The organism is Sphingobacterium paramultivorum (assembly GCF_014109745.1).
Taxonomy (GTDB): domain Bacteria; phylum Bacteroidota; class Bacteroidia; order Sphingobacteriales; family Sphingobacteriaceae; genus Sphingobacterium; species Sphingobacterium paramultivorum.
Genome location: NZ_CP058555.1, coordinates 461,212 through 477,684 on the forward strand (window position 1 = coordinate 461,212; position 16,473 = coordinate 477,684).

Genomic DNA, 16,473 nt, shown 5'->3' on the forward strand with positions numbered 1-16,473 from the left:
CACGATGACGTGGGTGATTTTGCCGAGGAAAACAAATTTTAGCTGTTTTTTGATTGTTTCAATTCATCAATCGTCCGGTTGTATCGATCATAAATGACTTTTTCAGGCTCAAAATTTGGATTAGGTTTCCAATATTCTTCGATCTGAACCGTATTTTCCCTTAAGGTGGTCTTTGAGCTCAGTAGTGTTCCTTTTCCATGGACTTCGTTTATGTCAACAGGGTTGATGGAGGAAAAATGTTTTTCTAGCATTTTCGGGATTTCGCGAAAATTGATGCAATTTTCGTAAATAACGACCTTTTTACTTGTTTTTATCAAGGGTAAAAGGACTTTCGCTATCCATCCTGGCTTTTCTGACGCGATTTGCAATGCCGGTTGTGTCAGATAAAAGCTGAACTGCGCCTGGTCGTCGCTGTGGTAGTTGCTGTAGATAATGGTCTCGATAATTTCCCAGGAGATAAATTGGGTTGTTTTTAGCAAAGGGATTTGATAGGATAGGCCTTTATGATCGGATGTTACACTTTCCTGTTGGGCGATCTGTTGTGTTATGGTTTTCTCGGATACTCGAAATCCAACGGTCATACCGTACAGGATAATACCTGGGAATAGTATGAAAAGTCCAGAAACGACATAAGCTCCCACAACTTTGCTGTTATGAACCATCATCAATATGGTCAAAGCTATTCCGATGCAGATAAACAGCCCAAGTAATAATTTAATGACTAAAAGAGGATTAAACTTCATTTGCTCAAAGCACGTGATTTTTAGCTAAATGTACTAAAACTTCTTGATGTTTTAGAAAACATTTGGGCGTTTTGAAAAGAGGCAGTTCGTTGCTGGTATGTCAATAATTAGTATATTTGCTGCACTAGCGATACATGAAAGCGAAACAATTGATATGGATTCTACTGCCGCTGATGCTCCTGCAGAGCTTCTCGTCGGTATGGCTATGGACTGTTTTTGAATTTAACAGAGATTATATCGCTAAGAATGAGTGTATCAATCGATTCAACGAAAAGGCACTTTCCTGTAGAGGACAATGTATTTTGATGAAGAAAATGCGTGAACATGAGGAGAAGGAACAAAAGAATCTGGAATCTCGTATAATCGACGTTGTATTTATCAATAATCAGCAATGTTTTAACCTTGATATCGCTTTTTTTGAAGAAGCAGCTGCGGAGACCTTACTTCCAGCATATCAGACAAACTATAGCTATAGACCAATCTTTACTATTTTTCATCCACCTTTGGTTTAAGTCATTTTGCTTTTCGTACGGGCTGTCGGCATGTTGACTGATGGCAGGTACTGTCTATTTTCAAAAGATTTAAATCAATACATATGAATTTATATTCCCGTGTAAGGACTGTCGGGGGCGTGATATTACTGCTACTCGCGTTTTCAGTTGCTTTTTCAACTTCATCCTGTACTGCCGATCATTCAAAAAAGAACGGTAAGAATGCTACGGATTTTATCCTGCCTAAGGAGTCCGATCTGGTCCGTGTAGCGGATACGGTTTGGGATTTTACCAATTATACCATATATGCGGATGCCAAACTCAACAATAAATATCATACCATTTATCTGCGTTTAAGAGATACTTCGGGAAATCCGATCAATGACAAATCCCTTGATTTCTATCCAGAAATGAGTATGGGACGTATGAAGCATGGTGGCCCCTTTGAACATCCCGTCGCGCTCGGCGAAGGCTGGTATAGAGGCCCAATGGTTTTTATTATGGCAGATATCCCGCAGATGGGAAAGGGCTGGCAATTACATACGATACGTAGTCACAATCGCATAAAAGATACAGTTGCCATCAAGATTCCGGTTACTGCAGCAGCAACCATGCGAACAATGAGCTCAGGAACTAGAGATGATAGCCGCATATTTATTTCCTGCCTATTGCCTGATAGCGTAAAGCAGGGAAAGCATCCGATCCGATTTTTAATGAATAAAATGGATGGTCATCATTTTCCGGTATTAGATCATTATGTCATTAAACTAAAGACCAATAGGCCTACTACGGAAACGGGGTCTTCGGAAAATTTTGCTGCTGAAAGTACAGGTAATGGTTACTATGAAGGCACGGTTAATTTTTCTATGCCTGGTCGTTGGGAAGTCATTGTCGAACTATGGAAAGAGGGCAAAAAATCAAATCAGGATGATATAAAATATCTGGTGCAGGTCACTTAACACAAACAGAATTTATTTTACCAATATACTTAAACAATAAAAATGAAAAAGAGAATCAACGTAATCCTGGGCTGTTTCGGTTTTGTAGCTATACTGGCGTGTAGCGGAAATGAGGGGACAAAAGCCAAGAAAGAAGATGGTGCCCAGCAACCTTCCGTAGCTGAGCCCGCGGCCATGCTCGATTATAAAACAGAGGGATCCAAAGGTGTAGGAACCATTACCTCCTTTGAACACAAACCCTTTGATGCGCAGCTTGCAAATAGGGGGGTAGAACTATTTGTGTCGAAATGTGCAATGTGCCATAGTTTTGATCGCACATTGGTAGGCCCATCGCTGGACGCTGTCATCAAACGTCGTACCCCGGAGTGGATTATGAACATGATGCTGGATCCGGCAACCATGCTGGAGAAGGATGCCGACGCGAAAGTACTTAGTAAGGAATATGGTTCGCCAATGATTAGTTTGGGCTTGAAGCAGGAAGAGGCACGTGCCATTTTAGAATATTTGCGCGAACGTAATAGCACAACAAAATAGATCGGATCAATGAAGTCTCAGCGCTGTAGATGGTGGTTTTGTATGACAATGGCTTGGGCAATATGTGTGCAGGCAACCAATCTGTTGTGGGCATTTATTGAATTTGAGTGCAATCGCACCTATATCGAGCAAAATCTCTGTGTCAATCGTTTTGAACCGGCAGTGAGCTGTAAAGGCTTCTGTTTCCTTAGCGAAAAAACGGTTGAACAAAAGGATGTGAACAATGTGCTCGCCAAAATGAAGGGGATGGAAATATTGGTCTTTGTGCAGTATGTGAAGGAAATCTTGCTGTGCTCTCCAATAGTACCTGCTGTGAAGACTGTCTATCCGAAAGACTTTGCCTCCGATACCTTCGGAGGTATACTACCTGAAATTTTTAGACCGCCAATCATTTGATTATTCCACAAATATTTTTTTACAGAATAATCATAAAGAAATGGTAATACGAAAAGAGAAACTAGATTTTCTAAAATTAGAAGATATTGATTCCGCTTCGAAGGGAATCGTTATTATGCCTATAGCAGCTTTTTTACAAGCTAAAGCAAATCAAAATACGCTCCATCTAAGATCTTTTTATACCCTTTTGTTTATCAAGAGTGGTGAACTGTCTATGGTAGCGGATCAGAGCGTACAGATTATAGCTGGCCATGATATAATCAGCATAAATTCAAATTGTGTGTGTAGTTTTCAGGCAGGTTCGTCTGTAGAAGGATACAGTGTCTTATTTACAGAATCTTTTTTCATGGAAAGGCAGAACACTGCCGTAAGAAACTTCTTTCATTTTTTAAGGAGTAGATGTAAGCACGCTTTTGTGCTCTCAAAAGAAGATATGATCAGTTGTCTACATATAGTAAGTTTGATGGAAACAGCTTATAATCCAGTCAAGTTGAGTGCTCACGGTGTATTGAGCCGCTACTTAACCATGCTGCTCCAGATTTTGGGACGGCAAATCGTGGTCGATCATGTGGCTGTAAAGCAGGAGGAAGATGACGATAAAATCCGAAGTTTCGAATCTTTGGTTAATAGTCATTATGCGCAGCAGCGTTATCCGTCATTTTATGCAGCGCAATTGAATATATCGATCAACTATCTTAATCGGATTTGTCGAAAAAAAAGATCGACGAGCTGCGGTACTATTATCCGTGGACGCATACTATTGGAGGCCGAGCGACTGCTTTATCATACTTTTAAAACTGTAAAAGAAATTGCCTTTGAACTTGGTTTTGAAAATGTACCATATTTCAGTACATTTTTTAAAGCAAATAAAGGAATGAGTCCTGAGGAGTTTAGGAAAAATTGTTGATGTAAATATGACTAAAAGCCTTTTTCATGTAGTTGAAAAAGGCTTTATTTTTCCATTGTAGCATCTTCCTGGATCTTCACAAAAAGAATAAAAGTGTATTTTCCATTTCCTTTTTATATTTTAGTAGTAAGATTCAACCAATTATCTTCTATTACCAAAAAGTATTGAGATAAATTTATGTTCGCTTAACAGTAAAGTTAAATGGACATCGTTTATTTATCCATATTTTTTTACGATAAGAAACAACCGATGAGTTTAAAGGAAATGCCTATTGAAATAAATACGTTCACTCTTTTCCAGCAAGGAAATGAGCAGGCTTTTCGACGTGTGTTTGAAAAATATCAGCCACAGATTTTTTCACGCGCATTATATTTCTCAGGTCAGTTGGAAGAGGCAGAAGAAATTACACAGGAAGCCTTTGTGCAGTTACATCGTTATCGTGAAAAAATAAACACTCCGGAATCAATTTATCCCTTTTTATATCGCGTTGCCAAACGTATGGCTATTTCTGGATTTAGGCGAAAGGTATTGCGTGATCAATATGAACTCGATCAACATGCGGATTGGGAAGAAGCTGGACAGGCATTGGCACAACAACTGGACTACCGTGAGCTTCAACAAGAATTGGAAAAAATCATCGGAGAACTTCCTGAACAGCAGCAGCGTATCTATCGTCTTAATAAGCTGGAAGATCATAGTTATCAAGATATTGCCGAACAGGTGGGGCTATCCAAAAATACGGTGCGCAATCATCTGGCCCTGGCAAGTAAATTTGTCCGTCTTCGTCTGGACAAGATTTTTCTGTTTTTTTTGTAGCATAAAGCATCTTTAACGTAAGTAATAGTAACCTGGACAGCCAAGGGTTGATGCCGCTTTTATTATTTTTTAAATACTTTACAATTCCATTGGTACATCTTTCTTTTTCGTTCGATTAGTTAGTATAGAAGAGCAAAGAAAGCATGAATGAAAATAAGGAGTACAACGAACTGATCAAAAAATATAGAAGAGGTTCTTGTAATGCGGCGGAGATCAAACGGATTCGGGAGTTGGTAAATGACCCTAAGTTTATTGCTGCTTTGGAAGAGCAGTGGGAAAAGGGAGAGCATGTTGTCGAGGAGACAGCTATCGACAAAGAGCGACAATTTCAGCACATTTTATCCCGTATAAGGGCGGATAGGAAAATTGGAGCTATTCCCGCCGTGGATAGCGTCGTAGAGCCAAGGCGTTTGTGGCTTAAAGTGGCAGCTTCTGTTATTTTAGGCGCTTTTGTAGCTTCACTATATTTTTATTTGCAGCAACCCTCTATACAGACTGTCGAAAGAAGATTGGCCAGCCAAGATTCGGCCGTGGTACCGGGAAGGCAGACAGCTCAGATCCTATTTGATGATGGAACCGCTGTCGATCTTGAGAAAATCATTGGAGATACTACCATCGTGCGCACATCGTTTACTGTTCGTAAAACCAAAGACGGAAAAATTACCTACCATTTCCCGCAGGGGCAAGCTGAAAATAAATTGGTGTATAATACGATTGTGACACCTAAAGGCGGTGAGTACAAATTGGTGCTTCCCGATGGTACACAGGTGTGGCTCAATGCTATGACGAAAATTCGCTACCCCATCAATTTTCGGGCGCAGATTCGGGAGGTTGATCTGGAAGGTGAAGCTTACTTTGAGGTCACAAAGGTCATGAATGGAGGCAAACGCGTTCCTTTTATAGTGAAAACGGGTGGGCAGTCGTTGGAGGTGCTAGGGACAGCTTTTAATATCTCCAGTTATAATCAGCAGGTAGTCACTACACTTACTGAAGGAAAAGTGAAATTGACCTATGCGGGAGCCCAAGTTGGCGAGAAGTTCCTGATACCCAATGAACAGTCACGATACGATATCAAGAAAGCTGTATTTACCAAAGCTGTGGTTGATCCTTTTTACTTCATGGCATGGAAAAATGGAAATTTTGCCTTTGACAATGCTTCGATCTATGAGGTGATGGAGGCAATTAGCCGCTGGTATGACGTCGAAATCCGCTATCATGGTAATTTGGAAAAAGTTCGTTTTTCGGGTTCTATATCCCGATATGAAAATATCGATAAACTGTTGAAAACAATCGCTCTAGCCGGGGGTGTCCGCTTTGAGCGGAAGGAAAGGAGGGTAGAGGTGATGTAACAGGAAAAAAACAGGAGTGTTGGAAGCACTCCTGTCTAATTGATGGATTTTGGATAAATCCTAGATTGATAGATCAAGTCGCTTATTATTAATTTATCAACCAATGCAAATTTATAAAAAAAATCGGGCTCGCGTTTTCCCGATGAAGGAAAACGTATGCTTTAAAATTCCAATTTCAATGAAATTGTCTATTGCTTTGCCGCTCTTATTTGCCGCAAATATGCATGTCGGAGCGATGACTTACGCGCAAAAGGTAAGTTTATCCATGAAAAATGCCAAACTATCTACCGTTCTCAAAGACCTACAAAAGAAAAGTGGTGTTAATATTTTCTTTAACGAGTCCATCTTTTCGGAAGATAGGCTTGTCAATGTAAATTATAGAAATGTACCATTTAACGATGTATTGGAAGACATCTGTAAGCGATACAAGATCGATTACAAGCGTGTAGATAATAATATTGTATTGAATCGCACCGCGGTTGCCTTGTCGAAAACAGAAGACATTCGGATGAATATTCAGAAACGGCAGATCACAGGGATAGTCAAATCGGTAGACGGTAAGGGTCTTGCTGCTGTAACGGTAACAGAAAAAGGAATGGGCAATAAGACCAGTACCCAAGCGGATGGGAGCTTCCGAATTGAGGTACAAAGCCAAAATCCTGTTCTTCAGTTTACGATCGTAGGTTACCAGGCTAAAGATGTCGCTGTCAATAATAACAATGTATTGACTGTTCAATTGGATACGGTGATCAATGCAATGGATGAGGTTGTCGTTGTGGGATATGGAAAGCAGACGAAGCAGGATCTAACAGGTTCTGTCAATCAGTTGGATGAAAAGAGTTTCAGACAGGGAGCGGTCATCTCGGCCGATAATCTAATTCAAGGTAAAGTTCCCGGCGTGCGTGTAGTAGGGAACAGCGGCGAGCCAGGCGGTGGCGTGGATGTAACGATTAGAGGGGTAGGTTCTATCCGCAGTGGCAGTACACCGCTATTTGTTGTTGATGGAGTACCCTTGAGCAATGAAAATGTGAGTCCTGGTGGTCAGGATATCGGTTTTGGTTCAAGTAGACCTAAAAATCCACTGAATTTTCTGAATACAAGCGATATCGAATCCATTACGGTACTTAAAGATGCTTCAGCAGCGGCAATTTACGGGGCGAGAGGTTCTAACGGCGTGGTGATTATTACGACAAAAAAAGGCAAGAAGGGGGAGGCCAATCTAACGGCTGATTCGTATCTGGGATTTTCTTCGGTGGCTCATAAAGTAGATGTGATGTCTGCCGAACAATACCGCAGTGCAATAAAAGATAAGGCTTTTGATCACGGTAGTAACACCGATTGGCAGGATGTGGTCTATCGTACGGCAAAAACAAGGAACAATTCCCTCTCCTTTTCAAAAGCAAGTAGTACAGGTAATTATTATGTGTCTGCCGCACAAATGGACCAGCAGGGGATTGTACAGAATAGTGATTTTAGACGAACTTCTGCTCGTGTTAATGCTTCCGAATCTTTTTTGGATGATAAAAGGCTTACGGTTGGATTTAACCTTACGGCTAGTGAAACCAAAGATATTGGTGTGCCGACAAGTGACAATACGGGGGCATTTGGCCAATTGATTACACATACCTTGATGGCAAATCCTACCCGTTCGGTATTTGATGACAAAGGGAATTTTACAAATTTTAATATGAATGCGCATTACAACCCGATGTATCTGTTGGATATCTATCGGGATAATACGCGGACACTGCGTGCATTAGGTAATTTGGATATTTCTTTTCGCATTATCGATGGGCTGGTATACAAGTTCAATTTGGGAATTGACCGCGCCATGGGTGAACGGAATACAACTATTTTCCCCAATATTACCGACCTCAATCCCCGAGGAAGATTCATGAAATATAATCAGAATTCGAAAAATACCCTGCTCGAGCATTACCTGAATTATAGTAAACTGATCGATAAACATAAAATTGAAGCTTTAGCGGGATTTTCCTATCAGAAATTTGATAATGGAGGAAATGGTTATACCATTGATGGTATCGCAAATAAGGGGGAAGGTGTACTTCCTGAAAATAATCCGGGCTACGCTGGGCGTCCAACAACAGCGACAGGTTTTTCTCAGGAGAATGAACTGCAGTCCTATTTTACACGTGTAAACTATAGTTATGACAATCGTTACCTGTTGACAGCTTCCTTGCGTGCCGATGGATCGACCCGGTTCGGAAAGAATAACAAATATGGCTATTTTCCTTCATTTGCCTTGGGCTGGAATATCGCGAAGGAAAACTTTCTGAAAGAGACCAATTGGCTGAATGACTTGAAATTCAGGGCCAGTTGGGGGAATACGGGTAATCAAGAAGTGCAGAATAAGATCACCAAAGCGAGTTATTCCTTGGCAGCTGGCAATGGCTATTACATGAATGACGATCTTGCACTGGTCAACGGCGTATCTGTCAATCGTACACCCAATCCAAATTTAAAATGGGAGGTTGTGACACAAACAAACTTCGGTGTTGATTTTGATTTATGGAAAGGTAAATTGTACGGAACATTGGAATACTACAATAAAACCACCACAGATGCAATATTAAATATCCCTTCGCAGGTATTGAGTCCTACGGCCGATATTTGGGTCAATATCGATGGTAAATTGGTAAATAAAGGATTTGAGTTTTTACTCGGATCAAAGTTGATCAATAAGGAAGGATTTAGCTGGACAGTGGATGTCAATGGCGCTACACTGCAAAATAAGATCCAAGATTTGCCAGTATCCGAAATTCTTTCTGGCGCTATTGCAGGACCGGGGCAATCTGGTGTGAACGTCAATATTTATAAGAGCGGATATGCTGCCGGCTCCTTTTATTTATGGGATTATGAAGGAGTAGATGATAAAGGTAATTACCAATATAGTGACCAGCGTCGAATTATCGAAGGGGCTTTACCTAAATTTACCTACGGTCTGAACAGCCAAATGTACTATAAGGCATTTGATTTTTCTTTTTCATTTATTGGACAGTTGGGCGGTTATAATTTTAATAATATGGCGATGAATGCCTTGAATATTAATAATCTGGCATCGGATAGAAACGTGTCCAATAGGTATTATGCGCCCAATATCAGTCCTTCCAATAACCCGCAGATTTCAACGCTTTACCTCGAAAAGTCTGATTTTATTCGTCTTAATTCTGTTCGTTTAGGCTATACGATACCTTTGGTCAGCAAGAGATGGGTTCAATCCGTTGGATTGTACGTAACGGGACAGAACCTATGGACGGTAACAAAATATTCGGGATATGATCCGTTAATCAACAGCCCGCGTGTAAGTAACGGCAACCAGTCACTGGGGGTTGATTATACGGCCTATCCTTCGGCGAAGACATTTTTATTTGGTGCAACGATTAAATTTTAGTGATGAAAAAGATTTTTTTTAATAAATATATCCTCTGCCTATCCTTTATGTTGCTTTTAGGTAGTTGTACAAAGTTGGATGAACAGGTACTCGATGAGGTTCTTGGTGACGATGCTTCAAATCCCGAAGGCGCATTGGCCGCGGCTTATGATCGTCTGGGAAAAGGAACTTTTGTTGATCATGGTGGTGTTTTTGCCCTCCAGCAATATACCACTGATGAAGCTATTTTGGCAACCCGTGGAAGCGATTGGGGGGATGGCGGTAAATGGCGTTCGATGCATGAATTTACCTGGACACCAGATAATGCCATTGTCACGGACAATTGGAATATGTTAACCAATGGAATCACACGAGCAATGACGGCGGTTAAAGCTGTGACTGAGTCAAATATCCCACAAAAAAAGCTCTTTCTTGCAGAATCCAAAGGACTACTGGCATTCTATATGTATACGGTTCTGGATTTGTATGGTCAGGTTCCTTATAGAGACCCTTTGAATGAACGGGCACCTTTGGAAATAAAAAAGGCGGCCTCCACTATTGATGAACTGATTGTAGAAGTCGAGAGCTTACTTCCTGATTTGGCTTCATTGGGCGATCAATCCACCCACAATGGTCGATTTACCAAAGAAGCAGCCTACGGTTTATTAACACAGATGTATCTCAATCGCGCTGTTTTTAAAAACAGGATGGCAAATACCTATGAATTTACCGAGAAAGCTGCTTCTGGTGATGGAACAGATATGGATAGGGTCATCTATTATTCTTCACTGCTGATCAATTCTTCAAAATTCCGTTTGGAAAGCAACTATTTTAATAGCTTTTCCATTAAAAATGAGAAAGGCCCAGAGCTAATCTGGGTAATTACACAGAAAATCGATAAGATCAGAAATGGATCCAATTCTTTTGCTTATGTCTGCGTCGAACGTAACCAGCGACCTACTCCGGTAAATCGTGGTACCAATGCAGCCTGTATCACACCTGAATTTTATGCGACGTGGAATGGAAATCATGATGATCCACGTTTCTCAAGAAAGTATCAATATGGCGACGGTACTTGGTTTTATAATGATCGGGAGCAAAGTGTTCCATCGACAGATATTGTACCGGGGACAAATCTGATGTGGTTTCATTTTAACCGCGGTATTATTGAAGGCCAACAGTATGGACCAAAGCTGACTGCAAATGGGGCTTTTGAAATGACCGCAGACGGACGTATTAAGGTATCGCAATTGTCTATGGAGAAAAGCGCTGGTACAAAGATGGTATTTACTCCAGAACTCAATTTTGACGATCCCAAACAGGCTGTCTTTAAGCAAGATCAAATCAATCGTGGTGTTCGGGTTTTTAAATATGAATACGATCCCGGAGACGGCAATGGCTCAAGTAATGTCGATATTCCATTGGTGCGCCTTGGTGCAATTTACACAATGCGTGCCGAAGCTTATTTCAGAAAAGGAGAAGTGAATTTGGCGCTCAATGATATTAATAAATTACGTTCATCACGCACGAGGGAGTCACTCTATGGAAGTGAACCTGGGAAGACAATTTCCTCTTTAAATGCGGGCGATCTTTACCGTGAAATTGCTTTTGAAACGTACTGGGAGCTGCTTCGCCGCCCACAAATGATACGTTTCGGAAAGTATGATCTGCCTTATAGTGCCAAACCGGCAACACAACCGTTCAGGCGTTTGTTTCCGATTCCACAAAGTGTCATGGATGTGACGAAGGATTTTAAACAGAACGAAGGTTATTAAAAACGGGGTCCTTAATAAAATACTCCCCTATTCCTTAATAGGGGAGTATCAAATACTATTGAGACCGCTGGATTTCCTTTGTGTATCTTGGTGAACCAACCTTATTTTTTCTTTTCCGATTTTTCCTTACCATCAACAGGTAAATCCAATATAGCCATTAATAATAGATAATAACCTTTTTCCAATCCTATTTTTTGTGCTTTTTGGTGTATAGTGTCCATATCTTTAGTTAATTATTGTTTAAATTCTATTTTGCTATTTGGGTAAACAGAATCAAATGCTGTACCCAAAAGCTTCCCTTGGTCCGTTAACCGTATTTTTAGGGTGTAAATAACGTAGCGCATTCACTTTATGACAAAAAAATACGGACTACTCAAGTATTTAATGCAGTGAACGTATCGGACGTATCCGCAGTGAGATGTAAAAAGTACATGAACGTCATTGCTGTAAAACATTTTCAAGGCCAGTATTGTCATACTTCCAATTAATAATTAAAACAGGTATTTATGAAAAAGATAATTCCATTTGCGCTCATGTCGAGTTTATTGGTGCTCGTGTCGAGCTGTGCAGCAATTGAAGGTATATTTAAAGCTGGTGTGTGGTCGGGCATCCTATTGGTTGTTGTCGTCGTCGCTATTGTCATTTGGTTGGTGAGCAAGCTGTTTGGCGGATCAAAATAATGATATGAATAGGATTTTCGCTAATTCGGGACTTATTGTTTTTCGACGAGATATTTCCAGTAACGTTTGGGAACATGTCTTAAGTGAAGCTTCAGGTTTTTGCGTGATTCAATAGAGGTACTCTTAAAATAAGTCTTCCAGAGATGCTGATAATCTTTTTCTTGAGGGTCGAGATCCACTTCTAGCTGATATGGATCTTGAACCTCATGTGTATTGTTGTTGGATACCTCCAAGATATTTTTGCCATCATAATGGAAGCCATAGTTTCGCCGTATATCATAAATTAACCAGCACTGGTCGGCGAATCGATTTTTAAAGAAGTCTACAACCAGAGGAATCACATTGAAATCGGGTTCAACGATGGCTGTGTAGAGATTATCGTTAGACTTGACAAATCGGATAAAAGCTTTCATGCGGTGTCGTTCGCGGCTGATCTTTTTGATCGTCTGATGGATACGGAGTATAGGTGGGTATCCATAATTGCGTATATCCAATTTTCCCCTTCGAAAAAGTTCAACGATCAGTCGAAATCCATTGAGCCATTCCGATTGATTATCGGACAAAAAGTTAAGATAAAAAATTTTTGTTTCTTGTGCTCCGAGTATCTTTTCCATTCCCACTAAAATGCGCATGGCTTTTTTTACATCAGTATGAACCTGTCGCTTCTCCGAAAAAATATTAATTTCCATGGACTTTTCTGTTGTAGGAATGCTATCAAATTCTTTCCGTTCAAAGGCCTCAAATACACAACAGAGGTATCCGGAATAACTTCCGTCAAAAATATAGTCCATTAGAAAAGTGTTAGCTGGGTATTGGAAGCCGTGACCTGTGCACGGGGATTAGTTTCAAGAATAGACTTTCTGATGTTTTCGGGATAGTGGAAGCCTCCAGCGATGAGTGTATCCTGGCAAACCATAAAATATTTGGCACGATTATAGGCAATTCCTATTTTTCGAAGTTGATATTCCTTTAATTTCCCATATTTGCGCGACTGCACAATTTTGTTTGCGGATTGCCTGCCAATACCGGGGATTCGGATAATCCACTCATACGTAGCGCTGTTGATGTCGATGGGAAAGAATTGTGGGTTGCGTAGCGCCCAAGCAAGCTTAGGGTCTATTTCTAGATCGAGATGTTGATGCGTGCTGTTGAGTATTTCATGAAGCGAAAAACCATAAAACCGAAGTAGCCAATCTGTCTGATAAAGTCTGTTTTCACGTACAAGAGGTGGTGATGTCCCAATTTGGGGAAGGTTGGAATCGGTCGCGTTGATGGGAATATAACCCGAATAATAAACCCGTTTGAGATTGTAATCTTTATAGAATGTATTGGCGGTCTGCATAATCTGTAGGTCGCTCTCTGGAGTTGCTCCAATAACCAGCTGTGTACTTTGGCCTGCTGGTACAAACAAGGGTGTTTTCTTGTCTTTTTTTCTATCCTGCCGAAGGTTTAGGATTTCATTTTTAATAATCGCTAGAGGCTCGCGAACGGATTGATGATCCTTTTCGGGAGCAACTAGCTTGAGTCCCTCCTCAGTGGGAATTTCGAGGTTCACACTCATCCGGTCAACATATAGGCCTGCTTCTTTTAATAACGATTCACTCGCACCCGGAATGGCCTTGAGATGGATGTAACCATTAAACCGTTCTTCCGTCCGAAGTTTCTTGACGACCAACATTAAGCGTTCCATGGTGTAGTCGGCAGATTTGAAAATACCCGAACTTAAAAAAAGACCCTCAATATAATTACGACGGTAGAAGTTCATGGTCAATTCGACAACTTCCTTCACCGAAAATGCTGCCCGTTGTACGTCATTGCTTCGTCGGCTCACACAAAATGAACAGTCGTAGATGCAATAATTAGTCATTAAAATTTTTAGCAGGGAGACGCAGCGACCATCTTCGGTGTAGGTATGACAAATGCCACTAGTCGATGAATCACCTATACCACCACTATTTTTTCGTTTACTTCCGCTTGAGCTGCAACTTACGTCATATTTAGCGGCATCAGCTAATATTTGCAATTTATCATCAAAACCAAACATGATTTATTCTCTAATATTCCGATGTAAAATTACTAATATTATTAGTATTAAAAGTGCGTAAAATTACTTGATTTGCCTTTTTTTATTCGTACTTTTCCCCTTTCACTGCTGAAGATAGCCTGAATTTGCTAAAAAAATAAACGATTTTCTACAGGATACTGTTCCTTAATAAACGACATATTATGGCAGAGAATAATTTAAATAACAAAGAAGCTTTAGATAAGCTTAAAGCAATTGTAGACCAAATCGATGTGGGAACAGTGTGTTCATTCCCAGCTGAATCGGAGTATCCACATGGGGTTCCAATGAGTAGACAAGAAGTAGACGAAGATGGAGATATTTGGTTTATTTGTTCTGCTGAGAGCGATACCTTTAAGAATATCGCACAGAACCCAAAAGTTTCCTTATTTTATGCGGACCCAAAACACTACACCTTTCTAAGTATAAATGGTGAAGCGAGTCTTTCGCGAGATCAGGAAAGGACAAATCGTTACTGGAACAAAATGATGGAAGGATGGTTTGAGAAAGGTAAGGAGGATCCCAATATCCGATTGTTGCGTGTTACGCCTAAAGATGCTCATTATTGGGATTCAGACTCCAATATGATTGTCAACCTGTTTAAGATGCTAAAAGTTAGACTAACAGGTGAAACGGAAGATATAGGTAAAGAAGGAGATCTGAATATTTAAGTTCCTTAGTTAAAGAATTTACAGCAAATACAAGCTCCTCAGCATTAAAAATGAGGAGCTTTTTATCGTAATCAATAAACTGCTTACAGTCTTCACGCGTTTCCTTTAATTACACGCAGAAGCACTGCAATGATAGCGATAACCAAAAGAATATGAATTAGCCCTCCGCCAACAAATCCGCCAAAAAAACTGATTGCCCATATCAGGACCAAAATAACAGCGATAGTATATAATAGATTTCCCATAGTAATGATTATATGTGTTTATTGAATAACAATATTTATCCAGCGATGGTTTACTATTTTTTCTCTTTTTTCCACTTGCGGATTCTCCCGACTGCATTTTGATAAGGTGAAGCGGTGTTAAATTGAATCATTCTGCCTAAGGTCCATTTTCCATACCAGGTTACACCATACAGCTGCATGTTTGTTTTTTGCTCAAGGAGTTCCACAATTGTTAAAACAGTTTGATCTAGTTTTGCGCACAAAGTCGTAAAATCGAGGTCGGAATAATCCTGATAAAATTTTTGAGCCAGTTTGCCTAGTTCATTCCATTTAAAACCAGTCTCCGGAAAATCAACCTCTTTGTCATCTTCACTTTTCTTATTCCATTTGAGAACCAGCTCACCCCAGCCAATTAAATAGGAAATTAGATTATTTATACTCATTACTGTTCCTTTAGCATGACCCTGGAGTATAAGAAGATTAGTTTGATCGACTGGAATATCGGAAAGTTCACAGACAAGCTTGCTGTAATTTGTACGTATAGCTTGAAGGAGTTCGTCTTTTGTGGTTGGTATAGCCATGGCATAAATGTGAATCATGCATAAGATACAGATTATTATGTAAAATTGATTAGCTCGGGATGGAGTCGTAGAGCAGAACGCGTTCACAAGCTCGCAACAGACAATGTTTGACAATTCCCTTTGTTTTAGTCTGATAGCCTTTTTTGGATATATTACTGGAATTGAAAAAACTGAGCCTCTAAAAGTGTAAAAAATATGGTTTAATTATTATTTTTTGATAAAATTTATTGTTTTATTGTGATCATGTTGTGTTTTATTCTGTTTATAGCGAATATTGTTGTAAGCATTTAAGTGGTGTTTTTTACAGAAAAAATACTGTATGAAATGTGCTGCCGATGAAATAATAAACTGAAAAATTGATACAAACATGAAAAAGATTTTATTGTTAGTGACCGTGGTTATGTTCGCCGTTTCGGGCGCATTCGCTCAGATCCATAAACCTGTAAAATGGACTGTGGCCAGCAAAAAATTGAACAACAAGGAAGCTATGGTTTACGTGAAGGCTACCATTCAAGATGGTTGGCACATTTACTCTCAAAATGTAAAAGACGGAGGACCAATTCCAACATCTTTCAATTTCAGTAAAGCCGCTGATTATGCGTTGGTAGGTAAGACTGCTGAACCAAAACCAAAGATTAAACACGAAGAGGTTTTCAAAATGGATGTAGGATACTTTACAAATGAAGTGATCTTTCAGCAAAAAGTTTCGCTCAACAAAGGAACTGCAACAGTAAAAGGTACAGTGGAATGGCAAGCTTGTGACGCTTCACAATGTCTTCCTCCCGATGAATATGCTTTTGCTGTAACGATCAAATAATGTCATAAATAACAGCAATTAACCATCTAAAGCGATTTGGTGCTTGGGATAATTGATAGAAAAAGGAAAATTTAAGG

At 40.0% G+C, this 16,473-nt stretch carries 17 protein-coding genes; 12 read left to right on the top strand and 5 right to left on the bottom strand.

Features of this window, described 5'->3' with window-relative positions:
• Positions 1 to 38 precede the first annotated feature (38 nt).
• The gene (locus HS960_RS01785; RefSeq protein ID WP_153846222.1) at positions 39 to 743 is read right to left on the bottom strand and encodes a hypothetical protein; all 705 of its coding nucleotides are present in this window, start codon (positions 741 to 743) and stop codon (positions 39 to 41) included.
• A gap of 134 nt (positions 744 to 877) precedes the next feature.
• Here HS960_RS01785 and HS960_RS01790 point away from each other — a divergent pair, with 134 nt between their 5' ends.
• The 10 genes from HS960_RS01790 (at position 878) to HS960_RS01835 (ending at position 12,041) form a co-directional block, all read left to right on the top strand.
• Complete coding sequence (locus HS960_RS01790; RefSeq protein ID WP_153846221.1) at positions 878 to 1,255, top strand: hypothetical protein; 378 nt, start codon at positions 878 to 880, stop codon at positions 1,253 to 1,255.
• Between the two features lie 83 nt (positions 1,256 to 1,338).
• On the top strand, positions 1,339 to 2,193 hold the full coding sequence (locus tag HS960_RS01795; RefSeq protein ID WP_182331113.1) for a FixH family protein: 855 nt from the start codon (positions 1,339 to 1,341) through the stop codon (positions 2,191 to 2,193).
• Positions 2,194 to 2,235: 42 nt separating this feature from the next.
• The gene (locus HS960_RS01800; protein WP_153846219.1) at positions 2,236 to 2,727 is read left to right on the top strand and encodes a c-type cytochrome; all 492 of its coding nucleotides are present in this window, start codon (positions 2,236 to 2,238) and stop codon (positions 2,725 to 2,727) included.
• 9 nt (positions 2,728 to 2,736) lie between these two features.
• A complete protein-coding gene (locus HS960_RS01805; protein WP_153846218.1) occupies positions 2,737 to 3,123 on the top strand; it encodes a hypothetical protein in 387 nt (128 codons plus the stop codon).
• 40 nt (positions 3,124 to 3,163) lie between these two features.
• Positions 3,164 to 4,030, top strand: a complete 867-nt coding sequence (locus HS960_RS01810) for an AraC family transcriptional regulator (RefSeq protein ID WP_182331114.1) — start codon at positions 3,164 to 3,166, stop codon at positions 4,028 to 4,030.
• A 249-nt stretch (positions 4,031 to 4,279) separates the two neighbouring features.
• On the top strand, positions 4,280 to 4,846 hold the full coding sequence (locus HS960_RS01815) for an RNA polymerase sigma factor (protein ID WP_159727858.1): 567 nt from the start codon (positions 4,280 to 4,282) through the stop codon (positions 4,844 to 4,846).
• Positions 4,847 to 4,989: 143 nt separating this feature from the next.
• Positions 4,990 to 6,195, top strand: a complete 1,206-nt coding sequence (locus HS960_RS01820) for a FecR family protein (RefSeq protein ID WP_159727856.1) — start codon at positions 4,990 to 4,992, stop codon at positions 6,193 to 6,195.
• A 178-nt stretch (positions 6,196 to 6,373) separates the two neighbouring features.
• Positions 6,374 to 9,607 (top strand): SusC/RagA family TonB-linked outer membrane protein, encoded by a 3,234-nt coding sequence (locus HS960_RS01825; RefSeq protein WP_182331115.1) that lies wholly within the window; start codon positions 6,374 to 6,376, stop codon positions 9,605 to 9,607.
• Positions 9,608 to 9,609: 2 nt separating this feature from the next.
• The gene (locus tag HS960_RS01830) at positions 9,610 to 11,361 is read left to right on the top strand and encodes a RagB/SusD family nutrient uptake outer membrane protein (RefSeq protein WP_153846214.1); all 1,752 of its coding nucleotides are present in this window, start codon (positions 9,610 to 9,612) and stop codon (positions 11,359 to 11,361) included.
• Between the two features lie 506 nt (positions 11,362 to 11,867).
• Positions 11,868 to 12,041, top strand: coding sequence for a hypothetical protein (locus HS960_RS01835; protein ID WP_167512259.1), 174 nt, complete (start codon positions 11,868 to 11,870; stop codon positions 12,039 to 12,041).
• 32 nt (positions 12,042 to 12,073) lie between these two features.
• Here HS960_RS01835 and HS960_RS01840 read toward each other — a convergent pair whose 3' ends face one another.
• Both HS960_RS01840 and HS960_RS01845 read right to left on the bottom strand, forming a co-directional pair.
• A complete protein-coding gene (locus tag HS960_RS01840) occupies positions 12,074 to 12,832 on the bottom strand; it encodes a TIGR03915 family putative DNA repair protein (protein WP_153846213.1) in 759 nt (252 codons plus the stop codon).
• Positions 12,832 to 14,085: a putative DNA modification/repair radical SAM protein gene (locus HS960_RS01845; protein ID WP_153846212.1), complete on the bottom strand. Its 1,254-nt coding sequence runs from the start codon at positions 14,083 to 14,085 to the stop codon at positions 12,832 to 12,834. Before HS960_RS01845 ends, HS960_RS01840 begins: the two co-directional genes overlap by 1 nt.
• A 182-nt stretch (positions 14,086 to 14,267) precedes the next feature.
• On the opposite strand from HS960_RS01845, the gene HS960_RS01850 reads away from it, so the two are divergent.
• Positions 14,268 to 14,774, top strand: coding sequence for a pyridoxamine 5'-phosphate oxidase family protein (locus HS960_RS01850; RefSeq protein ID WP_182331116.1), 507 nt, complete (start codon positions 14,268 to 14,270; stop codon positions 14,772 to 14,774).
• 92 nt (positions 14,775 to 14,866) lie between these two features.
• On the opposite strand, the gene HS960_RS01855 is transcribed toward HS960_RS01850, so the two are convergent.
• Together HS960_RS01855 and HS960_RS01860 are read right to left on the bottom strand one after the other, a co-directional pair.
• Complete coding sequence (locus tag HS960_RS01855) at positions 14,867 to 15,019, bottom strand: lmo0937 family membrane protein (RefSeq protein WP_112376008.1); 153 nt, start codon at positions 15,017 to 15,019, stop codon at positions 14,867 to 14,869.
• A gap of 53 nt (positions 15,020 to 15,072) precedes the next feature.
• Positions 15,073 to 15,597 carry a ClbS/DfsB family four-helix bundle protein gene (locus HS960_RS01860; protein WP_310440931.1) on the bottom strand — a complete coding sequence of 175 codons (525 nt, stop codon included), beginning with the start codon at positions 15,595 to 15,597 and terminating at the stop codon, positions 15,073 to 15,075.
• A 349-nt stretch (positions 15,598 to 15,946) separates the two neighbouring features.
• On the opposite strand from HS960_RS01860, the gene HS960_RS01865 reads away from it, so the two are divergent.
• A complete protein-coding gene (locus HS960_RS01865; protein ID WP_075993535.1) occupies positions 15,947 to 16,396 on the top strand; it encodes a protein-disulfide reductase DsbD N-terminal domain-containing protein in 450 nt (149 codons plus the stop codon).
• The last annotated feature ends 77 nt before the right edge of the window (positions 16,397 to 16,473 follow it).